This window comes from Micromonospora marincola (assembly GCF_056150385.1).
Map to the genome: position 1 here is coordinate 1 of NZ_JAXCFT010000008.1, position 17,389 is coordinate 17,389.

Annotated in this window: 11 protein-coding genes and 1 pseudogene; 5 read left to right on the plus strand and 7 right to left on the minus strand. The window is 71.3% G+C overall.

All coding sequences use genetic code 11. The features are described 5' to 3' along the window. The 3 genes and pseudogenes from SM450_RS18435 to SM450_RS18445 all read right to left on the minus strand — a co-directional run. Positions 1 to 244 (minus strand): annotated as a pseudogene (locus tag SM450_RS18435) (C39 family peptidase); the annotation flags it as partial. A gap of 1,001 nt (positions 245 to 1,245) precedes the next feature. Beyond that, positions 1,246 to 1,977 (minus strand): alpha/beta hydrolase, encoded by a 732-nt coding sequence (locus tag SM450_RS18440; protein WP_474620977.1) that lies wholly within the window; start codon positions 1,975 to 1,977, stop codon positions 1,246 to 1,248. Between the two features lie 43 nt (positions 1,978 to 2,020). Then, positions 2,021 to 2,209 carry a hypothetical protein gene (locus tag SM450_RS18445; protein ID WP_474620978.1) on the minus strand — a complete coding sequence of 63 codons (189 nt, stop codon included), beginning with the start codon at positions 2,207 to 2,209 and terminating at the stop codon, positions 2,021 to 2,023. On the opposite strand from SM450_RS18445, the gene SM450_RS18450 reads away from it, so the two are divergent. Both SM450_RS18450 and SM450_RS18455 read left to right on the plus strand, forming a co-directional pair. Continuing rightward, on the plus strand, positions 2,208 to 2,933 hold the full coding sequence (locus SM450_RS18450) for a hypothetical protein (RefSeq protein WP_474620979.1): 726 nt from the start codon (positions 2,208 to 2,210) through the stop codon (positions 2,931 to 2,933). The two genes, SM450_RS18445 and SM450_RS18450, sit on opposite strands and share 2 nt — an antisense overlap. Before the next feature lie 40 nt (positions 2,934 to 2,973). Beyond that, on the plus strand, positions 2,974 to 3,363 hold the full coding sequence (locus tag SM450_RS18455) for a hypothetical protein (RefSeq protein ID WP_474620980.1): 390 nt from the start codon (positions 2,974 to 2,976) through the stop codon (positions 3,361 to 3,363). Positions 3,364 to 3,425: 62 nt separating this feature from the next. On the opposite strand, the gene SM450_RS18460 is transcribed toward SM450_RS18455, so the two are convergent. Then, a complete protein-coding gene (locus tag SM450_RS18460) occupies positions 3,426 to 4,934 on the minus strand; it encodes an APC family permease (RefSeq protein ID WP_474620981.1) in 1,509 nt (502 codons plus the stop codon). 194 nt (positions 4,935 to 5,128) lie between these two features. On the opposite strand from SM450_RS18460, the gene SM450_RS18465 reads away from it, so the two are divergent. Then, complete coding sequence (locus SM450_RS18465; RefSeq protein WP_474620982.1) at positions 5,129 to 5,782, plus strand: GOLPH3/VPS74 family protein; 654 nt, start codon at positions 5,129 to 5,131, stop codon at positions 5,780 to 5,782. 91 nt (positions 5,783 to 5,873) lie between these two features. On the opposite strand, the gene SM450_RS18470 is transcribed toward SM450_RS18465, so the two are convergent. After that, positions 5,874 to 6,473: a GNAT family N-acetyltransferase gene (locus SM450_RS18470; protein WP_474620983.1), complete on the minus strand. Its 600-nt coding sequence runs from the start codon at positions 6,471 to 6,473 to the stop codon at positions 5,874 to 5,876. A gap of 189 nt (positions 6,474 to 6,662) precedes the next feature. Here SM450_RS18470 and SM450_RS18475 point away from each other — a divergent pair, with 189 nt between their 5' ends. Continuing rightward, the gene (locus tag SM450_RS18475) at positions 6,663 to 7,364 is read left to right on the plus strand and encodes a cellulose binding domain-containing protein (protein WP_474620984.1); all 702 of its coding nucleotides are present in this window, start codon (positions 6,663 to 6,665) and stop codon (positions 7,362 to 7,364) included. Positions 7,365 to 7,495: 131 nt separating this feature from the next. Next, positions 7,496 to 12,991 (plus strand): pullulanase-type alpha-1,6-glucosidase, encoded by a 5,496-nt coding sequence (pulA, locus tag SM450_RS18480; RefSeq protein ID WP_474620985.1) that lies wholly within the window; start codon positions 7,496 to 7,498, stop codon positions 12,989 to 12,991. A gap of 68 nt (positions 12,992 to 13,059) precedes the next feature. Here the strand turns inward: pulA and SM450_RS18485 are convergent, their stop codons facing one another. Together SM450_RS18485 and SM450_RS18490 are read right to left on the minus strand one after the other, a co-directional pair. After that, on the minus strand, positions 13,060 to 15,081 hold the full coding sequence (locus SM450_RS18485) for a hypothetical protein (protein WP_474620986.1): 2,022 nt from the start codon (positions 15,079 to 15,081) through the stop codon (positions 13,060 to 13,062). 273 nt (positions 15,082 to 15,354) lie between these two features. After that, a complete protein-coding gene (locus SM450_RS18490; protein ID WP_474620987.1) occupies positions 15,355 to 17,145 on the minus strand; it encodes a hypothetical protein in 1,791 nt (596 codons plus the stop codon). Positions 17,146 to 17,389: the final 244 nt, after the last annotated feature.

Below are 17,389 nucleotides of genomic sequence, written 5' to 3' on the forward strand. Positions count from 1 at the left end.
TGCCGAGGACGCTGATGGCGTTGCGGGCGGCGGCGGGGCCGCAGTAGTAGAAGTTGGGTTGGGCTTCGTAGCGGACGTTGAGTTCGCGTTCGCCGTGGCCGCTCTTGCGGTCGGCGGTGATGGTGGTCTTGTCGGCGTGGGTGGGGGTGGCGTGGGCGGCGATGGCGGGGCCGGCGATGCCGCCGGTGGTGGCGGCGATGCCGGCGGCGCTCAGCACGGTCTTACGCAGCAGGGTGGTAGCCATGATGGCCTCCCGGGGTTGGGGGAAGACGCGACAGGTCCCCGAGGGGGGGCCGCGTGCGGGAAAGACTGTGGTGGGCGGGCCCGGCGATCCGTGGGGACCTGCTCGGGTGGCCCGGGGGTGTGTAACGACGGCTGGTGGCCGGTGATTCCGACCGGGGTTGCCTCGGTGGGGGCCGGGCTCCGCGCGGTCTGCCGGGTATAACGCCTGACCCCTGGCGGCGATTCCGTCGTGGCGGTGGCACCGACCACGCCCCACCCGCCCACAACCGGACACACCCGAACTCGACCGCATCCGCGACATGCGCAATCCGCCCACACCGCCCACCGGTCCCCTTCTCCACAGGCCGAACCTGCGTGACGTCAGCGCCCGCCCGGGTGCGCTCGTCCGCCGCCTTTGCTCTGCACCCATCTACGCACTGCGCACGCTCTGTCACCGAATCGGCCCCTTGCCCGCGACGGCGGCCCTTGCGTCCGGCAGCATCCCGACCCGCCGGCGGCCCTTACGCTCAGTGAATCTTGGTACGGGATGGCCCCTCCCGGGGCATTTCCGTACCAAGATCTCTAGTTGTCCCGAAGGTGGGAAGTGGCTCCCGGAAAGCGGGAACTCTCACTCGATCGACCTCCAGCTCGCCGAAGTGGCGGCATCCCGACGCGCCCAAACCCCACCACCTCGCCGAAGTGGAGTCGATCAAGGCATGGAGGGTCGCGCAAGTGGTCCGGCCGGGTAGGGGTAGGCGCGTGATCGAGGAGTCCGCGTCGCCGCCGAGATCGACTCCGACGCAAACCCCTTGCTCACGCCCGAAGAGGGGCCCGGAGGGGGAGGGGTGATCATGAACTTGACGGCATCGGCAGAGATCAACATCGCCGTCATGTTCATGATCACGGCCGCGGAGGTGGGGTGCCGCAAACCCTCGGGGGGCGGGATGCCGGCATCTCGGGGACGTGGAGTCGATCAAGGCGCGGGCGGTGCCACCTCGGGGACGTGGAGTCGGTCAAGGGCGGTCAGGCGGCGGTGAGCAGGTGGAACAGAGCGTCGCGGGCGTGGCGTACGGCGGCGCGGGACTCCTCGCCGTGGTCCAGGGCGTCGAAGCCGTGCTGCCCGTTCGGCACGTCGACCACGTGCAGCGGCAGCCCGCGCCGCCGGGCGGCAGTCGTGAACGCCGTGACGCCGGTGGCGACCTCGGGCCGCTCCCGTCCGACCCGGGTCAGCACGAGCGGCGGCAGGTCGGCCTGGCCCGTGGCGAGGGCGTCGAGCGGATGGAAGCGCGGGTCGACCGGCGGCCACCCGGGCAGCGGCGCCAGCAGGGGGTACGTCGCGGCGAGCCCGCGTAGCCAGCGGGGCGGGTCGCGTAGCCAGTCGCCGAGCAGCAGGCCGGCGCCGGAGAAGAACCAGACGGCCACCCGCTCGGGGTCGACGCGCGGGTCGGCGCGGACGAGGTCGGCCGTGTCGGCGACCCGGGTGGCGACCGTGGTCAGGTCGTCGGGGCTCGCCACGGTGAGCCGGGGGATCGCGACGACCGCGCCGCGTTCGGCGAGCAGTGCGCCGTAGCCGTGGTAGAGCGGCCAGTCCCGGGCGTCGGGCGCGTCCGGTGGTCCGGGGACGCCGTGCACCACCACGATCGCGGGGTGGTCGCCGTCGCCGGCCGGCAGGTGCAGGTCGACGTCGCCGTGTCGCTCGACCGGCGCGGGCTGCGGGTCGAGCGCGAACTGTGTCTCCCAGAAGCTATTTGCCATGACGCCGATCTTAGGGCAGCGCACTGCCCCCTGAACCCTCCACTCAGGAGGATGAAGACTTGGCGTGCCGCTCGCGCAGCCGGTCCCGGATCTCCTCCGGGGTATAGGCCCGGCGCTGCCGTTCCGCCCGGGCCACCACCACGCCGGTCGCCGCCACGCCGGCGAGACCGGCCAGGCCGAGCAGCTTCCACCACCGCATCCGTTGCCGCATCCGCTTAGGGTAGTCCTCCATGAGCATCAGCCTGGACGAGGCCGTGGAGCTGACCCGCACCGGCGACCTGTGGGTGTTCCGCGGGCGCAGCGTGCCCGACCGTGCGATCCAGTTCACCACCAACAGCCCGGTCAACCACGTGGGCATGGCGGTGGTGCTTGACGACATGCCACCGTTGATGTGGCACGCCGAGCTGGGCCGCTCGCTCACGGACATGTGGACCGGCACCCGCCAGCGCGGCGTCCAACTGCACGACCTGCGGGACGCCGTCTGCGTCTGGGCCAACCGGTACGGCCAGCGCGGCTGGCTGCGCCAGCTCGAACCGCCCGCCGACGCCGCCATGGAGGAGGCGGTGCTGCGTACCGTCGCACGTCTCGACGGCACACCGTTTCCGTCCACCGCGCAGCTCGCCTGGCGCTGGGCCCGGGGCCGGATGCCGCACCCGCACCGACGCGCGTCCGGGCCGGCCAGCGGGAGAACGCCGGCCAGCGGGAGGACGCCGGACGGCGACCGGGCTGGCACCGGCAGGCCGCAGCACGGCGGGACGCCGGTGCGCGACCGGGCGCTGGAGACGGCGTACTGCGCGGAGGTGGTGGCGGTGACCTACGAGGCGATGGGGCTGCTGCCGGCCGGCCGGCGGCCCAACTGGTACGACCCGGGCCGGTTCTGGAGCGGCGACGGCCTGGCCCTGACCGGCGGTGCCCGGCTCGGCGCGGAGATCGAGGTGCGCATCCCGCCCCGGTGACCAGGTTTGCCTCGGTGGCAGGCCGGTAAAGGTGATCGTCGTGACGGCTTCCACCGACCTCGACACGCTCACCGACTTCTTCGACCGGTACGGCGTGGCCCTGACCACGGCCGACGTGCCGGCGATCGCCGCCTGCTACGCGCTGCCCGGGCTGGTGGTGGCGGACACGTACAGCTTCTCGTTCACCTCGCCGGCGGCGGTGGCGCTCAGCTTCGTCGGCGCCGCACCCGACTACCAGGAGCGGGAGTTGGTTGCCGCGAACGCGCAGATCGAGGACGTGCAGCAGGTGTCCGCCCTGCTCACCGAGGTTGCGGTGCGGTGGGAGTTCCTGGACAGCCAGGGCGGCGCGGTGCCCGGAGAGCGCTACCGCTATCTGCTGCGGGCCACCGACGAGGGCCCGGCCATCTGCACCGTCATCCGCACCGCCTGACGGTGTTAAGCGGGGGCCCCTCCTCTACCGAAAGCGTTAAGAAGGGGCCCCGCCTTACATGCTCAGCGGCGGCTGGCGGCCCAGCGGTCGGTCTCGGGGGCCGAGTGCAGGCCCGGTTCGTGCAGGTTCTCCTCGTCGAGCTGGCCGATCCGGCGGTAGGTGTCCGGACGGCTGGTCCGCAGCACCGCGCCCCAGATCAGGCCGAGCACACCGGCGACCACCGGGATCGCCGGCAGCAGCCACTTCAGGTAGCTGGCGGTGTCCGGCGCGAGGAGCGCGTCGAAGTTGAACAGCAGCACCAGCAGCACGGCGGTGAGCAGGACCGTGCCGAGGGTCGGCGCGATCGCCCGCTGCCAGGCCGACTCCGGTCCGCCGCGACCCCGGAAGAAGCCGACCACGGCGGCCGAGGTGAGCGTCATCAGCAGGACGACGCCGACCGCGGCGGCGCCGGACAGCCAGGTGAACAGGTCGATGACCGGGTCGCGGCCGGTCATCGCGAACGCCAGGAAGACGACCACGGCCAGGATGCTCTGCACCACCGAGCCGGCGATCGGGGCGCCGCTGCGGCTGGACGTCGCGCCGAGGAAGCGGGGCAGGACGTTCTCCCGGCCGAGCGCGAACAGGTAGCGGGCCACGCCGTTGTGGAACGACAGCAGGGCGGCGAGCACGCTGGTGATGAACAGGACGTTCGCGATGTCCGCGACGACGGCGCCGGAGTACTGGTCGAGGGCACCGAAGATCACGCCCGCGCCGGCCTCGGCGCTTGCCTGCGGCGCGTTCTCCGGCCCGGTCAGCACGGTGAGCGCCCAGGCGGAGAAGGCGTAGAACAGGCCGGTGAACGCGACCGCGATGTAGGTGGCCCGGGCCACGGTGCGCCGCGGGTCCTTGACCTCCTCGCTGTAGATGGCGCCGCTCTCGAAGCCGGTGAACGAGGCGATGGTGAACGCGAGCACGGCCCCGAACCCGGCCCCGAAGAGGTGACCGGGGCTGATGCCGGCGGTGGTGACGCTGCCGCCGTCCGGGTGGGCGAACGCGACCAGGTCGAAGATGAGCACGGCCACGCATTCGAGGACGAGCAGCACCGCGAGCACGCTGGCGTTCAGGTCGATCCGGAGCACGCCGAGCAGGCCGATGAAGACCCAGGCCAGGAGCGCCCAGACCCACCAGTCGAGGGTGAGCCCGGCCTTGGCGGTCATGAAGTCCTTCATGACCGCGCCGAACAGCCCGTAGAGACCGATCTGGATCGCGTTGTAGGCGGCCAGCGCGACCGCCGAGCCGGCCACCCCGCCGGCTCGACCGAGGCCGTTGGCGATGTACGCGTAGAACGCGCCGGCGTTCGCGACGTACCTGCTCATCGCGGCGTAGCCGGTGGCGAACAGGGCGAGGACGACCGCGAGGAGTACGTAGCCGAGCGCCGCGCCGATGTTGCCGCTGACCGCGTACATGGTGGTGACGCCGCCGCCCAGAACGGTCAGCGGGGCCGACGCGGCGACGGTGAAGAAGACGAGGTGAGCGGTGCCGAGACGACCACGGCGCAGCCCACCGTCGGAGAAGAACGGATCGGAGGACAAGGCTTCTCCAGGGGAGGGGAAGGGGTTGATTGTCTACTTCGGAACAGCCTGAAGCAGGGTATTGGTGATCACTGATCGTGACAACCCCACTTCGATATCGATTGGGGCGCGCCTGTCGGACCGGAATTGAGCTGTGCGTGGTCATGCCGTACCGTCCCGTGTCGACGATCACGGCCACCGTTCGAGGATGGACCATGACCTACCCCGGGGCACAAGCAACGTACAGGCTCGCCGATGCGCTGTTCCTTATCGGACATGACGAGTTCACCGGAAAGCCGCACGTCGCCGTCGACCGGTTGGAGTGCGGGCTGGCCGGCGCCGCGCTCGCCGAGCTGATGTTCGAGGGGCGGATCGCCCTGGACGGTGGCGGCATCGCCGCGGTCGACCCGCGGCTCTGGCAGGAACCGCTTACCGACCTGCTGATCACCGAGATTCTTCGCCGGGAGGGCGCGCATCCCGCCCGGCTGTGGATCCGCTACCTGCGGAGCCAGCTCAACATCAACGAGCGGGTCGGCACCCGGCTGGTCACCGCCGGCGTCCTCCGCCGGGAGCAGGGCAAGCTGATCGGCCGTCAGGTGCGGTGGCCGGCCATCGACCCGAATCAGGCGGCCTCGCCGCGGGTCCGGTTGACCGCCATGCTGATGCACTCGTCGCCGGCCGAGCTGGACCCGGGCACGCTGCTGCTGGCGAGTCTCGCCGAGGCGGTCGGGCTTGCCGCGCACATCTTCGACCCGCAGGTCGGTGGCCGGATGCGGGACTGCCGCCGGTTCCTGCCGGCGCAGCTCGACGGGCTGCTCACCGCGGTGGTGGGCGCGCTCGACGTCAGCACCACGACGGTGCGCCGCTGACGTTCCGCGGCGCGCCCGACGGGAGCGGCACGTCGCGGCGCCGGGCCGCGTCCCGCCCCGGCGGAAGCGGGGCGGGACGGGCGGACTGCGCTCAGGCGGGGTCGCGCCACATCGGGTAGAGGCTGGGCCCTCCGGGCAGGTCAAGCGTGACGGGGCGACGCCGGAAGCCGAGCCGCTCGTACAGCGCGGCGTTGCGCGGCGTGCTGGCCTCCAGGTATGCGGCAGTGCCGGCGTGATCCAAATCGGTCAGCCGATGTCGCAGCAGTGCCGTGCCGACGCCCTTGCCGTGGTGGTCGGGATGCACCGCGATGAACGGCAGGTACCAGTGCGGCTCGCCCGGGTGGTTCGCCGCCATCAACTCGTCGAGCACGGCGAACCGTTTCATCGCCTCCGTGCCGATCGCGGACTCCAGCTCAGCCAGTTCCTCGCCCTCGTCGCCGTCGTGGTCGCCGTCGACCGGCAGCCAGAGCGTGGCGCCCAGCCCGTCGCCGGCCACGTGGACCTCGCCGGTGCGCAGGGCCAGCGCGACGAACGGCCCGAAGAAGGCGGGGTGGACCCGCGCCCGGTGGTCGTCCGCCGGGAAGATCCAGCCGCTCACCGGGTCACGCATGAACGCCTCGGCGAGGATTCCGGTCACGGCGGCGTGGTCCGCCGTGGACGCACGCCTGATGTTGCCCTGCCACTCAGTCATTGGCCACCCGTCCTACCGCCGCACGAGCCATTGTGGTCATCGATCGGCGTGCAACGTATCAGGTGGCTCCGCCGCGCGGCAGGGCCGCGGATCGGACACTCGCCGCACACCGGTCCTTCTGGCTAGGCTGGCGCAGTCCGCCAACGGGGGAGGGCAGCCGGGCGTTCCTCGCCCGCCGACAGGAGGAACATGTCCCGCTCGCGTCGCGCCACCCCGTCGCCCGCGTCCGCCGTCACCTCGTCCCCGTGGATCCTGGTCGCCACCGGGGTGGTCGTGATGCTGGTGCTGCTTGTGGTGGCGCTCGGCGCGGTGCGCGGGCGGCGGACGTTCCCGGCGCAGGGGCCGACGGACCCGGCCATGTCGTTGCCGGGTTTCCCGGTCGCGCCGGCGACAAGTCCCACGCCGACCGGCGGGGCGCCGGGCGCGGCGTCGCGTCCGGTGGCGCCCGGGCTGTCGCCCCGGTCGACAGTGCTGCCCGCCCGACCGACGCCTGCCGCGTCGACAGGCAGCCCGCGCGGCGACGTCCAACCGGCTCCGCCCGCGCCTCCGCCGCCCGCGCCGCCGGTTCCGCGGTCCGCGGTGACCGGCCGGTACGGCGTGCTGAGCACCTTCGACGGCGGCTTCATCGGCGAGGTGCTGCTCGTCAACACCGGTCGGTCGGCGCAGGGCTGGACGGTGCGGCTGACGTTCCCGCGCGGCCGGCTGGTCACCGCCTGGGTGGAGGGCGCAGAGCAAGGCCCGTTCGGGTTCGACGGCCGGGTCTTCACCTATCGCAGCGGGGTCGACCTGGGCGCGGGCGCGTCGGTGCCGGTGCGGTTCCACTTCGAGCAGACCGGCACCACCCGTCCGGACACCTGCACGGTCGACGGGGTGACCTGCGCCGGTCTCTGAGTCGCCGAGCGCCGACAAACGCCAACCTCCGCAAGATTTCTGCCGTGTTGCAACTATGTTTGCAAGGCATTGCAGAATCTTTCGGCAAGGGCTAGCGTGCGGGCGAATCAGCGACCAGAGAAAGGCCGTCGATGAAACCGACGCCGATTTCCCCCAAGGCGTTGCTCGCCCTGGTCTCCTCCCTCGTCCTCACCCTCGTCGGCATCCCGGTGGCCCTCCACCAGGTGACCGCCGGCGGCACCGACCGCGCCACCACCCCCGACGTCCTGGCCGCCGGCAACGCTCCCCAGTGGAACCGGGAGCCGTCCGCCGAGGCGCTGCTCAAGGCCGGGACCAGCGCCGCGAAGGCGGAGCAGTTCTACTTCGTGCTGCCGGACCGCTTCGCCAACGGCGACAGGCGCAACGACACCGGCGGGCTGACCGGGGACCGCCTCACCACCGGTCTGGACCCCGCCGACAAGGGCTTCTACCACGGCGGCGACCTCAAGGGCGTCATCGACAAGATGGACTACATCCAGGGGATGGGCACCACCGCCATCTGGCTCGCCCCGATCTTCAAGAACCGGCCCGTGCAGGGCGTCGGCGCCGACGTCTCGGCCGGCTACCACGGCTACTGGATCACCGACTTCACCCAGGTCGACCCGCACTTCGGCACCAACGCCGAGCTGACGAAGCTCGTCGACCTCGCCCACCGGCGCGGCATCAAGGTCTACCTCGACATCATCGTCAACCACACCGCCGACATCATCCGCTACGCCCAGGACAAGTACGGCTACGTGGACAAGAAGACCGCGCCGTACCGCGACGCGCAGGGGCGGGCCTTCGAGGACCGCAACTACGCCGACGGCACCCGGACGTTCCCCCGGGTCGACGCGCAGTCCTTCCCGTACACCCCGACGTTCGCCAGCCCGGCCGACGCGAAGGTCAAGGTCCCGGCGTGGCTCAACGACCCGACCATGTACCACAACCGCGGTGACTCCACCTTCGCCGGGGAGAACAGCGAGTACGGCGACTTCTTCGGCCTGGACGACCTGTGGACCGAGCGTCCCGAGGTGGTCCGGGGCATGACCGACATCTACGGCCAGTGGATCGGCAAGGCCGGCGTCGACGGGTTCCGCCTCGACACCGTCAAGCACGCCAACCTCGACTTCTGGCCGCAGTTCACCCGGGGCATCGACGCCGCCGCGGCGAAGGCCGGCAAGAAGGACTTCTTCATGTTCGGCGAGGTCTACAGCGCCGACCAGGCGATCGAGTCGACGTACGTGCGACAGGGCGGCCTGCCCGCCACGCTCGACTTCTCGTTCCAGGAGGCGGCACGCGGCTACACCGCCGCCGACGGCTCGGCCCGGGCGCTCGCCGACGTCTACGCCAAGGACGACCTGTACTCCGCGCGGGACACCGACGCGAACCGGCTCACCACGTTCCTCGGCAACCACGACATGGGCCGGATCGGCTCGTTCATCGCCGCCGCCGGCGGTGACGACGCCACCCAACTGCGCCGCGACCAGCTCGCCCACCAGCTCATGTTCCTCACCCGCGGCCAGCCGGTGGTCTACTCCGGCGACGAGCAGGGCTTCACCGGCCCCGGCGGCGACAAGGACGCCCGGCAGGACATGTTCGCCTCGCGGACCGCCGACTACCTCGACGACGACCTGATCGGCACCAGCCGCACCCACGCCGTCGACCAGTACGACACCCGGCACCCGCTCTACCGGACCATCGCCGAGCTGGGCCGGCTCCGGGCGGCGCACCCCGCGCTACGCGACGGCGTCCAGATCACCAGGTACGCCGCCGACGGCCCCGGCGTGTTCGCGTTCTCCCGCGTCCTGCCCACCGAGCGGGTGGAACACGTCGCGGCGTTGAACAACGCGCCCACCCCGCAGACTGTCACCGTGGACACCTGGTCGGCCGGCACCCGCTTCACCGGCATCTACGGCGGCGCCGCGACCGCGACGGCCGGCGCCGACGGCAAGCTGAGCCTCACCGTGCCGGCCATGTCGGCGATGGTGCTCAAGGCCGACCGGGCCATCCCGTCGGCCGGCGCGGCCCCGCGCGTCACGCTCACCGAGCCGGGTGCCGACCCGGTCGCCACCACCGCCGCCGTCACCGCCCAGGTCACCGGCGACCCGCTCGCCACCGTCACGTTCGCAGCGAGGGTCCCCGGCGGGAAGTGGACGCTGCTGGGCACCGCCGACCGCGCCCCGTACACCGTCCACCACGACCTGACCGGCCTGGCCGGCGGCACCACAGTCGAATACAAGGCGGTGGTCCGCGACGGCAGGGGCCGCACCGCCACCGCCCGCACCACCGGCACGGTCGGCACCCCGGCGCCTGGCGCGTCCCGGGACTGGGCGATCGTGCACTACAAGCGCCCGGCCGGCGGGTACGCCGACTGGGGCCTCTACGCCTGGGGCGACATCGACCCGGCGTACGCCACCGAATGGCCCAAGGGGCAGCCGTTCGCCGGTGAGGACGCGTACGGCCGGTTCGCCTGGGTCAAGCTCAAGCCGGGCGCGACGTCGGTCGGTTTCCTCGTGGTCGACTCCGACGGCAACAAGGACGTGGCGAACGACCGCACCATCGACGTGACGCAGACCGGCGAGGTCTGGGTCAAGCAGGGCGACCCGGCGCTCTATCCCACCCGCGAGGCGGCCACCGGCGAGCCCGCCCCACCCGTCGACGAGGGCACCGCGGTCATCCACTGGCGCAAGGCCGACGGCAACTACGACGGCTGGGGCCTGCACCTGTGGGACGGCGCGGCCAACCCGACCGACTGGGCCGCCCCGCTCGAGCCGGAGAAGATCGACGCGTACGGCGCGGTGTTCCGGGTGCCCCTGGCCGCCGGCGCGACCGGGCTGAGCTACATCCTGCACAACGGCGACGAGAAGGACCAGCCGGACGACCAGCGACTCGACCTGACAGTCGGGCACGAGGTGTGGCTGCTCGCCGGCGTCACGGGCCGGCTGCTGCCGGCGACCAGTTCCGGCGCCGCCACGGACGTCGACCTCACCAAGCAGAGGGCGCAGTGGATCGACAGGTCCACCGTCGCCTGGGCCACCGGGCCGACCGACGGCAGGCGGTACGCGCTCGTCGCCGCGCCGGCCGGCGGGATCGGCATCGCCGACGGCGAGCTGACCGGCACGTACACCACGCTCCCGCTGCGGGCACAGCGCAACGGGCTGACCGAGGCGCAACGGCAGGCGTACCCCCATCTCTGGGCCCATCGCACCTTCGCGCTTGATCGCGCCGACCTGGCCAAGGTGCCGGCGGCGCTGCGCGGGCAGCTCGTGGTGACCGAACGGGACGCCGAGGGCGCGCTGCTGCGCGCCACCGGGGTGCAGATCCCCGGCGTCCTCGACGACGTCTACCCGGCGGCCACCTCGGCGAAGCTCGGCCCGACATTCGCCGGCCGGGTGCCGACGCTCGCCGTGTGGGCGCCGACCGCGCGGAAGGTGTCGCTGCAACTGTTCGACTCGCCGACCGCGCAGCCGAGCACGGTGGCGATGCGCCGCGACGACCGCACCGGCGTCTGGTCGGTGCGCGGCAGCCGGGCGTGGACCGGCCGCTACTACCGCTACCAGGTGCAGGCGTGGCAGCCGGCGGCGCAGAAGATGGTCACCGCCTCGGTGACCGACCCGTACTCGGTGGCGCTCGCGCCGAACTCGACGCACAGTCAGATCGTCGACCTGGCCGACCCGGCGCTCGCGCCGGCCGGCTGGGCGAACCTGCGCAAGCCGGCGCCCGTGCCGGCGTCGAAGGCGCAGATCTCCGAGCTGTCGGTACGCGACTTCTCCATCGCCGACAGCACCGTGCCGGCCGAGCGACGGGGCACCTACCTCGCGTTCACCGACCCGAAGACGGCAGGCATGACGCACCTGCGGGCGCTCGGCGACGCCGGGGTCACCCACCTGCACCTGCTGCCGGCGTTCGACTTCGCGACCATCCCGGAGAAGCGGGCCGACCAGGCCCAACCGGCCTGCGACCTGGCGAAGCTGCCGCCGGACTCCGACCAGCAGCAGAAGTGCGTCGCGGCGGTCGCCGACACCGACGGCTACAACTGGGGGTACGACCCACTGCACTACACCGTGCCGGAGGGCGGCTACGCGGTCGACCCGACCGGCGCGAGGCGCACCACCGAGTTCCGGCAGATGGTCGCTGGGGTGAACCAGGCCGGCCTGCGGGTGGTCATGGACGTCGTCTACAACCACACCTCGGCCGCCGGCGCCGACCCGAAGTCCGTGCTCGACCAGGTGGTGCCGGGCTACTACCACCGGCTGCTCGACGACGGCACGGTCGCCAACTCGACCTGCTGCGCCAACACCGCCCCGGAACACGCCATGATGGGCAAGCTCGTGGTGGACTCGCTTGTCACCTGGGCCAAGGCGTACAAGGTGGACGGTTTCCGGTTCGACCTGATGGGCCACCACCCGAAGGCGAACATCCTGGCCGTACGGGCGGCGCTCGACAAACTCACGCTCGCTCGCGACGGCGTCGACGGCCGGAAGATCATGCTCTACGGCGAGGGCTGGAACTTCGGCGAGGTCGCCGACGACGCCCGGTTCACGCAGGCCACCCAGGCCAACATGGCCGGCACCGGGATCGGCACGTTCAACGACCGGCTCCGCGACGCGGTGCGCGGCGGCGGACCCTTCGACGCCAACCCACGCATGCAGGGCTTCGCCTCCGGGCTCTTCACCGACCCCAACGGCGACGAGGTCAACGGCTCGGCGGCCGAGCAGCGAGCCCGGCTGCTGCACTCCCACGACCTGATCAAGGTGGGGCTGACCGGCAACCTGCGCGACTACCTGTTCACCGACTCCTCCGGCAGGCGGGTCACCGGCGGCCAGGTCGACTACAACGGCTCACCGGCCGGCTACACCGCCGCGCCGGGCGAGGCGGTCACGTACGTCGACGCGCACGACAACGAGATCCTGTACGACGCGCTCGCGTACAAGCTGCCGCCTGGCACCTCGGCGCAGGACCGGGCCCGGATGCAGGTGCTCGCGCTGGCGACCACCGCCCTCGGGCAGGGCCCCGGCTTCGTGACGGCGGGCTCGGAGCGGCTGCGCTCGAAGTCGCTCGATCGCAACTCGTTCAACTCCGGCGACTGGTTCAACCAGATCCGCTGGGACTGCGCCCAGGGCAACGGATTCGGCGCCGGCCTGCCACCGGAGCAGGACAACAAGGACAAGTGGCCGTACGCGAAGCCGCTGCTCGCCGACCCGAAGCTGGTGCCGGGCTGCGCGGCGATCGACCTGGCCGACGCCCGGTACGCGGAACTGCTGCGGATCCGCCGGTCCTCGCCGGTGTTCGGGCTGCCCACCGCGCGGGAGGTGCAGAAGCGGGTCGCGTTCCCGCTTTCCGGGGCGACGGAGACCCCGGGGGTACTCACCATGACCCTGGACGCTCGCGGGCTCAGCGGGACGTGGAAGTCGGTGACCGTCGTCTTCAACGCCACCCCGGAAACGGCGAAGCAGACGGTCACCGGCCTGCGCGGAGCGAGCGTGGCGCTGCACCCGGTGCTGCGCGACTCGGCCGACCCGGCGCTGCGGACGGCGTCGTTCGACCGGGCGGGCGGCACGTTCACCGTGCCGGCGCGTAGCGTGGCGGTCTTCGTCCAGAGCTGACCCCGCGACGACACCGGCCCCCCTGCCACGAGTGGCAGGGGGGCCGGTGCGTACCCCGGGCCGTCGGTTCAGTTGAAGCAGTCCTCGACGGTGTTGGCGCAGTTGGTGGGGTCGTTGTTGCTGATGAGGGATTCGTCGTCGAGCTTGACGCGTCCTTCGTGGTTGAGGATGCCGCCGGCGACGCGGTGGAGTTTTCCGGTGTCGGTGGCGGTGTTCTCGGTGACGTGGGTCTTGGTCAGGGTGATGGTTGCCTTGTTGTTGAAGATGCCGCCGCCGTTGAGGGCGGTGTTGCCCTTGATGACGGTGTTGCGCAGGGTGAGGGCGGCGTTGTCGTCCTCGTCCTGCGGGCGGGTGAGGAATCCGTCCTCGATCTTGATGAGCCACTGGCCGTTGAAGATGCCGCCGCCGAAGCGGTTGGCGGTGTTGTCGACGATGACGCTGTCGGCGATGGTGGCGCTGCCCTCGTCCTTGGTGTTCGGGTAGCCCCAGTGCTTGCCGCCGCTGGTGACCACGCCACCGCCGTCGCCGTCGGCGTGGTTCTTGGCGATGACGGCGTGGTCGACGTCGAGGTCGGTGTTCTCGGCGTAGATGCCGCCACCGTTCTCGCAGGCGGTGTTGCCGGTGATGTGGGTGAACGAGACGGTGACGTAACCGCCGCTGCTGAACAGCCCACCACCGTTCTTGCCGGCGTGGTTGTCCGACACCGAGGACTTCTCGCCGTCCTTGCCGCCGTCCTTGCCGTGGTCGGAACCGATGATCTCGACCGTGCCGGCCTCGTCGTGCTTGCCGGTCGGGACGTAGCTCTTCAGCTTCGAGGCGTCGGCGCCGTACTTGCCGGAGAGGCCGCTGCCGTTGGCGATGCCGCCGCCGTTGCCGCCTGCCGTGTTGTCGTCGACGTTGGTCTCCTCGACCTTGAGGATGCCGCGGTTGAACACGCCGCCGCCGTCGCCCTGGGCGTGGTTGTTGACGACCTTGCTGTCCTCCAGCCACACGCGGCCGAAGTTCGCCACCGCGCCACCGTTGTGCTCGGCGTTGTTCTTGGTGAGCTTGACGTTTGACAGGTGGGCGCTGCCGCCGCGCTCGACAAGCAGCGCGCCGCCGTCACCCTCGCCTTCGCTCTCCTCGCCGACCGGACCCGTGGCTGTCGCCGTGGCCGTGGCCACCGTCGTCGTGGCCACCGCCGTCGACGCGACCTGGGCCGTGGTGGCCTGGGTCGTGGTGGCCTGGGTCGTGGTGGCCTGGGCCGCGGTGACGGGGGCGGCCTTCACGGCTGCCGGAGCGGCCGGTGCGACGAGCGCCGATGCGGTAGCGGCCTTGGCCGCGGTGGTGGCCGTCGTGCCCGCGACCGCCGGCTGGGCCGGGGCGGCGGCGGGGGCCGGCAGGGCCGCCGTGCCGTTCGCCGCGGCGGGCGCCACCATCTCGGGCTCACCCGGGTACTTGAACTCGGCGGCGTTGCCGCCGGAGATGGTGAGGTCCTTGAGGGTGAGGGCGCCGCCGTCGACGACGCGGAAGATTCGGAAGGAGTCTTCGGCGTCGCGGGTGATGGTGGAGCCGTTGCCCTTGATGGTGACGTCCTGCTTGATCTCGGGTAGGGCGCCGCCGATCTTGCGGTCCTTGACGCCGAGTTCGTAGGTGCACTTCTCGGCCAGTTTCAGCGTGCCGCCGTGGTCGCGGTTGGCCAGTTCGATCGCGTCGACCAGGGCGTCGTCGTCACAGGGCACCTCGCGTGCCTTGCCGTGGTCGCCCTCGGGGCCCCACTCGCCCCACTCGCCCTGGTCGCGGCCCTCCTTGCCGTGTTCGTCCTTGCCGTCCGTGCCGTGTTCGTCCTCGCCGTACTCGCCCTTGCCGTGCTCGTCCTCGGCGGCCTCGTCGCCGTGCTCACCGTCGGTGAGCTGCTGCGAGGTCGACCACTTCACGTCGGCGAGTCGGTGCGGACCGGTCGCCCCGGTGGTCGCGTACGCGACGCCGGCGAGGCTGACCGCTCCGGTCAGGCCCACAACGCCGGTGGCGAGCCACAGCCGGCGGCGCCGGAACGGGGAGATGGTCTCGCGGGTGGTGGCGTCATCGTTATTGCGAAGGTAGTTGGACATCGGAGCTCTCTGCCCTCTCCTTGTACCTGACAAGGTCGCTTCGCCACAGCGAGGCGGCCTTCGCTACAAATCGGTTGTAGCTGCTGAGAACGAACTTATGAGAACGTTCTTCGCCTCGTGGTCGGATACGAAAAAAACCCGCATAAGGGTGCGGGTTGGTCGGGCCGGCGCAGCGGGGACAGGATGCCCCGGCCGGGGACACCGCGCCCGGAAGGTGGCAGCCCTCCTCCCACCGGAGGGTCGGCAGAAGGAGGGCTCGCCGGGGCCGTCGGTTCAGTTGAAGCAGTCCTCGACGGTGTTGGCGCAGTTGGTGGGGTCGTTGTTGCTGATGAGGGATTCGTCGTCGAGCTTGACGCGTCCTTCGTGGTTGAGGATGCCGCCGGCGACGCGGTGGAGTTTTCCGGTGTCGGTGGCGGTGTTCTCGGTGACGTGGGTCTTGGTCAGGGTGATGGTTGCCTTGTTGTTGAAGATGCCGCCGCCGTTGAGGGCGGTGTTGCCCTTGATGACGGTGTTGCGCAGGGTGAGGGCGGCGTTGTCGTCCTCGTCCTGCGGGCGGGTGAGGAATCCGTCCTCGATCTTGATTAGCCACTGGCCGTTGAAGATGCCGCCGCCGAAGCGGTTGGCGGTGTTGTCGACGATGACGCTGTCGGCGATGGTGGCGCTGCCCTCGGTGCTGACCAGGCCGCCGCCGTCATCGTCGGCGTGGTTGCCGGCGATGATGACCTTTGCCACGTCGAGGTCGGTGTTCACGGCGTAGATGCCGCCGCCGTTCCCGCAGGCGGTGTTGCCGGTGACGGCGGTGAAGGAGACGGTGACGTAACCGCCGCCGCTGAACAGCCCACCACCGTTGCTCCCGGCACGGTTGCGGCTGAGGGTGCTCGGCGAGGCGTCCTTGCCGTCCCAGGCCCCGATGATCTCCACGGTGCCGGCGTCGTGCCCGACCCCCGTGCGGCGTCCGCCGTTGCCGTTGGCGATGCCGCCGCCGGTGCCGCCCGCGGTGTTGTCGTCGACCCTGGTCTCCTCGACCTTGAGGATGCCGCGGTTGAACACGCCGCCGCCGTCGCCCTGGGCGTGGTTGTCGACGACCCTGCTGTCCTCCAGCCGGACACGGCCGAAGTTCGCCACCGCGCCGCCGTCGCCCTCGGCGTCGTTGCCGGTGAGCGTCACGTGCGAGAGGCGGGCCTTGCCGCCGCGTTCGACAAGCAGCGCGCCGCCGTCACCCCCGCCCCGCTCCTCGCCGCCGAGCGCCCGGGCCGACGAGACCGACCCACCCGGGTACGCGAACTCGGCGGCGTTGCCGCCGGAGATGGTGAGGTCCTTGAGGGTGAGGGCGCCGCCGTCGACGACGCGGAAGATTCGGAAGGAGTCTTCGGCGTCGCGGGTGATGGTGGAGCCGTTGCCCTTGATGGTGACGTCCTGCTTGATCTCGGGTAGGGCGCCGCCGATCTTGCGGTCCTTGACGCCGAGTTCGTAGGTGCACTTCTCGGCCAGTTTCAGCGTGCCGCCGTGGTCGCGGTTGGCCAGTTCGATCGCGTCGACCAGGGCGTCGTCGTCGCAGGGCACGTCACGGGTCCCGTCGTGCTCCTCCGCGTCACCCCGCGCCCCCCACCCCGGGCCTTCCTGGCCGTGGGCGTCCTCGTTGTCCGGGCCTTTCTGGCCGTGGGCGTCGTCCCGGCCCGGGCCGGTGTGGGCGCTGTCCTCGCTCTTCGGGCCGTGACCGGCGCTGTCCTCGTTCTTCGGGCCGTGACCGGCGCTGTCCTCGTTCTTCGGGCCGTGACCGGCGCTGTCCTCGTTCTTCGGGCCGTGACCGGCGCTGTCCTCGCCCGTCCGGCCGTCCTCGGGGGAGTCGTCGTCGGCGTTCTGCGGCGCGGTCGCGCGGTTGTCCGCCACCCGCTCCGGGTCGCCGGCCCTGTCGTTGCGGGCGGCGAGCCCGCCAAGCGCCGCCAGGCCGACGACGCCGGTCAGCCCGGCCACGCCGGTGGCGACCCAGAGCGCCCGTCGCCTGCTGTTCCGCGGCGGCACCATCGGCGCCCCGTCGTCAGGTGTCGTCACGTCGTCAGACATGCGCGCATTCCGCCCTTCGGTCCGTCTCAAACGGTCATACGGCCACGGGCCGCACGAGAAGGCCACAAAAACGTCGCAGCCTCCGAGATGCACCGTAAAAGAAGCACCCTCGCGAAAATGACGTATCCGAAGAACACCCACATAAGCGTCAAGAAGGACACCGGGCGGACCCCCTCGACGAACCAGCGACCGCCAGGAGGTCACCCCACGGCGCTGATCATGAAGTTAGCGGCTGTGGGAGCGC

Excerpts from the sequence above, each read along its gene's own strand:
- SM450_RS18470 (WP_474620983.1), bottom strand. The coding sequence starts at position 6,473 with ATGACTGAGTGGCAGGGCAACATCAGGCGTGCGTCCACGGCGGACCAC.
- SM450_RS18490 (WP_474620987.1), bottom strand. The coding sequence starts at position 17,145 with ATGTCTGACGACGTGACGACACCTGACGACGGGGCGCCGATGGTGCCG.
- SM450_RS18445 (WP_474620978.1), bottom strand. The coding sequence starts at position 2,209 with ATGGAGGACTACCCTAAGCGGATGCGGCAACGGATGCGGTGGTGGAAG.
- SM450_RS18485 (WP_474620986.1), bottom strand. The coding sequence starts at position 15,081 with ATGTCCAACTACCTTCGCAATAACGATGACGCCACCACCCGCGAGACC.
- pulA (WP_474620985.1), top strand. The coding sequence starts at position 7,496 with ATGAAACCGACGCCGATTTCCCCCAAGGCGTTGCTCGCCCTGGTCTCC.
- SM450_RS18440 (WP_474620977.1), bottom strand. The coding sequence starts at position 1,977 with ATGGCAAATAGCTTCTGGGAGACACAGTTCGCGCTCGACCCGCAGCCC.
- SM450_RS18475 (WP_474620984.1), top strand. The coding sequence starts at position 6,663 with ATGTCCCGCTCGCGTCGCGCCACCCCGTCGCCCGCGTCCGCCGTCACC.
- SM450_RS18450 (WP_474620979.1), top strand. The coding sequence starts at position 2,208 with ATGAGCATCAGCCTGGACGAGGCCGTGGAGCTGACCCGCACCGGCGAC.
- SM450_RS18465 (WP_474620982.1), top strand. The coding sequence starts at position 5,129 with ATGACCTACCCCGGGGCACAAGCAACGTACAGGCTCGCCGATGCGCTG.